Raw genomic sequence first — 7,241 nt, 5'->3', positions numbered from 1 at the left:
ATACCTGTAGATAAAACACTCTTTTTCAAGTGTCCTAACTACAGGTACCATAATAGATCGCCTGTCTCTTTTTCTTGGGTATGTCTAGCTCCAGCGCTTTTCTTGGGATATTTTACTTCTTCTTGATAAATAATAAATAAAAACCTCCACCGATAAGCAAGAGTGGCCAATAATTGATGATGAATGAAAGACCACCTTGTATAGAATTAAGCCAGTTCATAAACCGATCAAAGTAAAGTAGAAGAAGTGATAAAACGAGTAAGAGCCCACCTTGAAGGAGTCCATTTTTCGTCTTAACATATTTAAGCAATAATCCAATTGCAATAATTAATAGTAGCATCCCATAATGCTTTGGCCAAAATGGCAGTTGATTACTCCCGTGAAAATGAAGTCCAAATCCAACTAAAATAACTCCCGGTACAATATTACTATGGTCATTTTCAGAGTATGCTTGAACAAGAAAAGCAATTCCGACAATAATAATTAGTGTTTGCCATGAATAAAAATGTGGAAATACTGGTATTTTCAGTTGCTGAAGGAGTAGGTAACATCCAATTCCCACTAAGATAATACCTGAGAAAATGCTTTGTTTTTTCATAAAAATCCCCCAAGCTCTTAACTTGATTTGCTAGCATAATTTTGATAATCTACTCATTGTGACAAGTAAAAATAGCACTGAAATCATATATACGATGAAGGTGTATTCTTTCTATATATTATCACACGATGTCATATACTGTTCACATTTTTTGATTAAGTATTAAAATAGAAATGTTATAATATAGGTAGTTTTTGTTTCAGATATTTATGAAAGTAGAAGAAGGGGTGTCAATCTATATGCATATTATAATGGTCGGATTAAATTATAAAACTGCCCCTGTTGAAATTCGAGAAAAGCTTACTTTTGATGGTACTGATTTAAGAATTGCAATGAACACTTTAAAAGAAAAAAAGAGCATCCTCGAAAATATCATTATTTCAACATGTAATCGTACAGAAATATATGCGGTTGTCGATCAACTGCATACTGGTAGATATTATATAAAAGATTTCCTTTCTGAATGGTTTGGAATCGATAAAGAGGAGTTCACTCCTTATTTAAATATTTTTGAAAATGACGGAGCTGTCGACCATTTATTTCATGTAACATGTGGTCTTAACTCCATGGTTGTCGGTGAAACTCAAATTCTTGGACAAGTACGTTCAAGTTTCTTAATGGCTCAAGAAGTTGGTACATCAGGTACTGTGTTTAACCATTTATTTAAACAATCAATCACACTTGCAAAGCGTGCTCATTCCGAAACAGAAATCGGATCAAATGCCGTATCTGTAAGCTATGCAGCAGTTGAGCTTGCTAAAAAAATCTTTGGAAATTTATCAAATAAGAATGTCCTTATTTTAGGCGCGGGGAAGATGGGCGAGCTTGCTGTTCAAAACCTTTACGGTAGTGGTGTAGGAAAAGTGACTGTCATGAACCGTACATTCGAGAAGGCCCAAAGCTTAGCTGGGAAATTCCAAGGTGAAGCAAAATCATTAAAAGAATTACAATGTGCATTACTTGATGCTGATATTATGATTAGTTCTACCGGTGCAAAAGGATATGTTGTAACAAAAGAAATTATGCAAGATGTGGAACGAATGAGAAAGGGTCGACCATTATTCATGGTTGATATTGCTGTTCCCCGCGATTTGGATCCAGAACTTGCTGATTTGGAAAGTGTATTTTTATACGATATAGATGATTTAGAAGGAATAGTTGAAGCTAATATGCAAGAACGTAAAATAGCTGCAGAAGCTATTGAACTTATGATTGAGGCGGAAATTGTAGAATTCAATATTTGGTTAAATACTTTAGGTGTAGTACCAGTGATTTCAGCTTTACGCCAGAAAGCATTAATGATTCAAGCTGAAACAATGGAAAGTATTGAAAGAAAGTTACCTAATTTATCTGACCGTGAGATAAAGGTATTAAATAAACATACAAAGAGTATTATCAATCAGCTTTTGAAAGATCCAATATTACAAGTGAAAGAACTATCTGCTAAACCAAATGCTGAAGAATCTCTGAAATTATTTATGAAGATTTTTAATATTGATGATGATGTTACTACAGAGATGAATATACAAAATCAGCATGCTGGAGTGTTGGTGTCGGGTAAGCCTTCTCTACAGTCATAAGAGGGGATATTCTAAATGGTAGAGATGAATGTAACAAGATTGCATGAATTTATCGTAATCATATATGCACTTAGTGTTCTATTTTATTTTATAGATTTTCTCCAAAATAACCGGAAGGTAAATGCAATTGCCTTCTGGTTACTTGCATTTGTATGGGTAATCCAAACCTTTTTCCTTCTACTAAGGGTAATTGAGACTGGTAGATTTCCAATCCTCTCAATGTTTGAGGGGTTGTACTTCTACGCTTGGGTATTAATTACACTATCCTTAGTTTTAAATAAATTATTAAGAATGGATTTTATCATCTTTTTTACGAATGTGATTGGCTTTTTCATAATGGCCTTACACACATTCGCTCCCGGACAGCACGAATCTAGTATTCTGACGGGGCAATTGATTTCAGAGTTGTTAATGATCCATATTACAATGGCAATCCTTTCATATGGAGCCTTTTCATTATCATTTGTCTTCTCAATTTTATATGTGATTCAATATGATTTATTAAAAAAGAAAAAATGGGGAAAGCGCTTGTTACGAATCGGCGATCTTTCAAAATTAGATCATATGTCATATGTATTGAATGTGATTGGTGTGCCTATCCTTTTATTATCACTTATTTTAGGTGTATTATGGGCATTCATTACATTATCAGAGTTTCGTTTGTATGATGTGAAGGTCCTGGGATCCTTTTTTGTTCTATTAATTTTTAGCTGGAATCTATACAAACGAGTGGTCCATAAAGTTCAAGGTAAAACCATCGCCTTATGGAATATTGCTGCATTTTTAGTTCTATTAATTAACTTCTTTTTATTTGGAAGCTTATCACAATTTCACTTTTGGTCATAAGGTGAAACTTCAACAAGGAGGAAACATGTAAATGCGTAAAATAATTGTAGGTTCACGTAGAAGCAAGCTAGCATTGACTCAAACAAATTGGGTGATTCAACAATTGAAGAATCTTGGTTTACCATATGAGTTCGAGGTAAAAGAAATTGTCACAAAAGGTGATAAGATTCTTGATGTAACGTTATCAAAGGTAGGCGGAAAAGGATTGTTTGTAAAGGAAATTGAACAAGCAATGCTTTCGAAAGAAATTGATATGGCTGTACATAGTATGAAGGATATGCCAGCAGTATTACCAGAAGAATTAACAATCGGCTGTATTCCTAAGCGTGAAGATCATCGTGATGTTATCATTTCAAAAGACCGAGTTCCATTTTCAAAACTTCCAAGTGGTTCAATAATTGGGACAAGTAGTTTAAGACGAAGTGCTCAATTATTAGCAACCCGAAATGATATTGAAATTAAGTGGATTCGTGGAAATATTGATACTAGACTCGCAAAGCTTGAAAATGAGGAGTACGATGCAATTGTTTTGGCGGCAGCAGGTTTGAAGAGAATGGGCTGGTCTGATGATGTTGTAACAGACTTTCTAGATACTGAAACCTGTTTACCAGCTGTTGGACAGGGGGCACTTGCTATTGAATGTCGATCAGATGATAAAGAACTTCTAGATGCTCTAGCAAAATTTAATGATGAATATACTAATGTGACTGTTACAGCAGAGAGAGCATTCCTGCATAAAATGGAAGGTGGCTGTCAAGTTCCGATTGCAGCATACGCAACTCTTTCTAATGAGAAAAATATTAGCTTGACCGTCTTGGTAGCTTCACCTGATGGTAAAACAATGTATAAAGAAGAAGTACATGGTGTCGACCCGATAGAGGTTGGGAACGAAGCTGCAAAGAGATTGTCAGACCGTGGTGCAAAAGAATTAATTGATAAGGTTAAAGAGGAGCTTGACAAGTAATGGAAAGCGAGATGCCTCTATTAGGTAAAAAGATATTAGTCACAAGAGGTAAAAAACAAGCTACTGAATTTTCTAGTAAAATTAAATATTTCGGAGGAATTCCGATTGAAGTTCCATTACTTACCTTTCAGGAATCAAAAAATGCTCAAAAAATTAAGAAAGAAATTGAACAGATTCATGCATATGATTGGTTAATCTTTACGAGTAAAAATGGGGTTGAGTTCTTTTTTGATTTTTACGAGCAATATAAAAGTCATTCTACGGATACGCTGTTACCCAAGATTGCTGTTGTTGGTACTCAAACCGAAAAGACATTAGTAGAAAAAGGATATAAACCTGATCTAATACCTGATGAATTTGTCGCGGAAGGATTGTTTGAGAGTCTAAAACCATATTTAAAAAAAGAATCACGCATCATTCTTGCTCGTGGAAATCTTTCGCGCCCTTTTCTAGTAGACGAATTGTCGAAATTAGGTCATTTTGTAACAGATTTAATTGTGTATGAAACGGTTGAAAATCAGCAGGAGAAAGATCACCTTTCTACACTTTTACAGAAAAAGGACATCGATATTATTACTTTTACGAGCCCTTCTACTGTTACATTTTTTTGTAGACTTCTTGAAGATACAGATTGGGGAGAGTGGGTGAAGGATTGTATATTTGCTGCGATTGGTCCAATTACTCTACGAGCAGCAGAGTTGGCGAATATACATATTCAAATAAGTCCTAAAAAATATACCATTGATGATTTACTTGATGAAATCATTCATTTTCTAAGTGAAAAATAATATAAGAATTCCATAATTACTTGAACAAGTTTTGAAAAATAGGAGGAGAGTATAATTTGAAACACTTACAATTTTCACGTCATAGAAGATTAAGACAAACTGCAAATTTACGCGCAATGGTACGTGAGACCCATCTTCATACAGAGGATTTCATTTATCCTTTATTTGTTGTAGATGGTGCTAATAAGAAAATTGAAGTTGCATCTATGCCTGGTGTTTACAACCTCTCATTGGATTTATTAGAAGCAGAATTACAGGAAATTGTCGATTTAGGAATCAAATCAATCATTCTATTTGGTGTACCTGATGAGAAAGACGAAGTAGGGTCAGGTGCTTACCATGACCACGGGATTGTTCAACAAGGAATTAAACTAACAAAAGAAAAATTTCCAGAGCTCGTAGTTGTTGCTGATACTTGTCTCTGTGAATTTACCTCACATGGGCATTGTGGTGTAGTAGAAAATGGGCAAGTGTTAAATGATCCATCCCTTGATTTATTAGCAAAAACAGCAGTAAGCCAAGCTGAAGCTGGCGCAGATATTATTGCCCCTTCTAATATGATGGATGGATTCGTAGCGGCTATTCGTTATGGTCTTGATGAAGCGGGCTTCCAACACATCCCAATCATGTCATATGCCGTAAAATATTCATCTGCATTTTATGGACCATTCCGTGATGCTGCTCAAAGTGCGCCATCCTTTGGAGATCGTAAAACATATCAAATGGATCCAGCAAACCGCTTGGAAGCATTTCGTGAGGCAGAATCAGATATTCAAGAGGGTGCTGACTTTTTAATCGTAAAACCAGCATTGTCATATATGGATATTATTCGAGACGTTAAGAACAATTTTACTGTACCTGTGGTTGCCTATAACGTAAGTGGTGAGTATGCAATGGTGAAAGCGGCAGCGGCTAATGGCTGGATTAATGAAAAAGAGATTGTTATGGAAATGCTAACAAGTATGAAACGTGCGGGCTCAGATCTTATTATTACATATTTTGCAAAAGATGTTGCACGTTGGCTGAAGGATAACTAATTTAGTGTCTGATCCTGTCTAGAACCATGTTAAAGTGACAAGGGTCAGGCCTCTAAAAAAGAAAGGGGTCGCATTATAATGAGAAGTTTCGAGAAGTCAAAAGCTGCATTCGCAGAGGCAAAAAAAATGATGCCTGGTGGTGTTAATAGTCCAGTACGAGCTTTTAAATCTGTTCAGATGAACCCAATTTTTATGGAACGTGGTAAAGGTTCTAAAATTTACGATATTGATGGAAATGAATACATAGATTACGTATTATCATGGGGTCCACTCATTCATGGGCATTCCAATGATAAAGTAGTTGAAGCAATAAAAAAAGTAACAGAAATGGGTACAAGCTTTGGTGCACCAACGCTTGCTGAAAATCAATTAGCAAAGCTTGTGATTGAAAGAGTACCATCAATTGAGATCATTCGAATGGTAAGCTCCGGAACTGAGGCGACAATGAGTGCATTACGTCTCGCAAGAGGGTATACTGGTCGAAATAAAATTTTGAAATTTGAAGGCTGTTACCATGGACATGGGGATTCTTTATTAATTAAAGCAGGATCAGGAGTTGCAACTCTTGGTTTGCCGGATAGTCCTGGAGTTCCTGAAAGTGTTGCAAAGAACACAATTACGGCACCCTATAATGACCTTGAAAGTGTAAAATATGCATTTGAACAGTTTGGCGAGGATATCGCCTGTATCATTGTAGAACCAGTTGCAGGTAATATGGGGGTAGTTCCTCCACAACCTGGGTTTCTCGAGGGTCTTCGTGAAATTACAACTAAATATGGTGCATTACTTATTTTTGATGAAGTAATGACCGGCTTCAGAGTAGATTATAATTGTGCTCAAGGGTATTTTGGTGTGACTCCAGATCTAACCTGTTTAGGTAAAGTAATTGGTGGAGGACTCCCTGTAGGAGCATTTGGTGGTCGAGCAGATATTATGGAAAGAATTGCACCAAGTGGTCCGATTTATCAAGCTGGAACATTATCTGGTAATCCATTAGCGATGACTGCTGGATATGCAACTTTATCACAATTAACACCAGAATCTTACATAGAATTTCAGAAAAAGGCAGATCGCTTAGAGCAAGGCTTTACCGATGCAGCTAAGAAATATGATATTCCGCATACAATCAATCGTGCTGGATCGATGATTGGCTTCTTCTTCACAAATGAAGATGTAATCAATTATGACCGAGCAAAAGCGTCTAATTTAGACTTTTTTGCAGCCTATTACAGACAAATGGCTGAACAAGGTGTATTCCTTCCTCCATCTCAATTTGAAGGTTTATTCCTATCAACAGCTCATTCTGATGAGGATATTGAAAAAACAATTGAAGCAGCAGAACACGCATTTTCTAAATTAAAATAAGATCTATTTCAAAAGGCAGACTCTTTGAACAAAGGAGTCTGCCTTTTTGAACTTCCTCATTTT

7 protein-coding genes are annotated in these 7,241 nt (G+C 35.9%); 6 read left to right on the top strand and 1 reads right to left on the bottom strand.

Annotated features, from left to right (window positions below):
* Window positions 1–112: 112 nt before the first annotated feature.
* The gene (locus MJG50_RS14785; protein WP_240256517.1) at window positions 113–598 is read right to left on the bottom strand and encodes a LiaI-LiaF-like domain-containing protein; all 486 of its coding nucleotides are present in this window, start codon (window positions 596–598) and stop codon (window positions 113–115) included.
* Between the two features lie 239 nt (window positions 599–837).
* Between MJG50_RS14785 and hemA the strand changes: the two genes are divergently transcribed.
* From hemA to hemL, 6 genes are all read left to right on the top strand, one after another.
* A complete protein-coding gene (gene hemA / locus MJG50_RS14780; RefSeq protein WP_240256522.1) occupies window positions 838–2,178 on the top strand; it encodes a glutamyl-tRNA reductase in 1,341 nt (446 codons plus the stop codon).
* A 15-nt stretch (window positions 2,179–2,193) separates the two neighbouring features.
* Entirely contained in the window at window positions 2,194–3,024 is an 831-nt protein-coding gene (locus MJG50_RS14775) for a cytochrome C assembly family protein (protein WP_240256516.1), read from the top strand.
* 31 nt (window positions 3,025–3,055) lie between these two features.
* The gene (gene hemC, locus MJG50_RS14770; protein WP_240256515.1) at window positions 3,056–3,988 is read left to right on the top strand and encodes a hydroxymethylbilane synthase; all 933 of its coding nucleotides are present in this window, start codon (window positions 3,056–3,058) and stop codon (window positions 3,986–3,988) included.
* The gene (locus MJG50_RS14765; RefSeq protein WP_240256514.1) at window positions 3,988–4,776 is read left to right on the top strand and encodes a uroporphyrinogen-III synthase; all 789 of its coding nucleotides are present in this window, start codon (window positions 3,988–3,990) and stop codon (window positions 4,774–4,776) included. Before hemC ends, MJG50_RS14765 begins: the two co-directional genes overlap by 1 nt.
* A gap of 56 nt (window positions 4,777–4,832) precedes the next feature.
* Window positions 4,833–5,813, top strand: a complete 981-nt coding sequence (hemB, locus tag MJG50_RS14760; protein WP_240256513.1) for a porphobilinogen synthase — start codon at window positions 4,833–4,835, stop codon at window positions 5,811–5,813.
* A gap of 78 nt (window positions 5,814–5,891) precedes the next feature.
* Window positions 5,892–7,178 (top strand): glutamate-1-semialdehyde 2,1-aminomutase, encoded by a 1,287-nt coding sequence (gene hemL / locus MJG50_RS14755; RefSeq protein WP_240256512.1) that lies wholly within the window; start codon window positions 5,892–5,894, stop codon window positions 7,176–7,178.
* Window positions 7,179–7,241 lie beyond the last annotated feature (63 nt).

The sequence above is a fragment of the Fredinandcohnia quinoae genome, assembly GCF_022427965.1.
Classification (GTDB): Bacteria; Bacillota; Bacilli; order Bacillales; family Bacillaceae_L; genus Ferdinandcohnia; species Ferdinandcohnia quinoae.
Note: the sequence above shows the minus strand (reverse complement) of the source record. Positions and strands in the feature narration are given on the sequence as shown.